This window comes from Stenotrophomonas maltophilia group sp. RNC7 (genome assembly GCF_030910085.1).
Classification (GTDB): domain Bacteria; phylum Pseudomonadota; class Gammaproteobacteria; order Xanthomonadales; family Xanthomonadaceae; genus Stenotrophomonas; species Stenotrophomonas sepilia.
Map to the genome: position 1 here is coordinate 1 of NZ_JAVFVN010000549.1, position 327 is coordinate 327.

General features: G+C 71.9%; 2 pseudogenes. One reads left to right on the forward strand and one right to left on the reverse strand.

The features are described 5' to 3' along the window. Positions 1–98: pseudogene (locus RCF13_RS10735) on the reverse strand (DUF962 domain-containing protein); the annotation flags it as partial. Positions 99–262: 164 nt separating this feature from the next. Between RCF13_RS10735 and RCF13_RS10740 the strand changes: the two are divergent. Next, positions 263–327: pseudogene (locus RCF13_RS10740) on the forward strand (DUF962 domain-containing protein); the annotation flags it as partial.

A 327-nucleotide genomic window follows, 5' to 3' on the forward strand; every position in this document is an offset into this window, starting at 1 on the left:
ACCACGTGGATGCGCTGGTTGATCACGTTGCGGTGGTCGTCGGAGTAGCTGGCGAAATAGCGGTCGATCGGCCGCGCAAGCTCGGTGGATGTCTGCATGCTGCGTCGCTTCCTCGGACAACGGTAGTGGCGGGCGCGGGGCCGCCCCCCCCCGCCCCACCCCGGTGGCGGGGGGGGCGGGCCCCCACCCCCGGCCTCGCCGCTTGGCCTGGGGGGGCCCCCCCCCCCCCCCCCACTACCGTTGTCCGAGGAAGCGACGCAGCATGCAGACATCCACCGAGCTTGCGCGGCCGATCGACCGCTATTTCGCCAGCTACTCCGACGACCA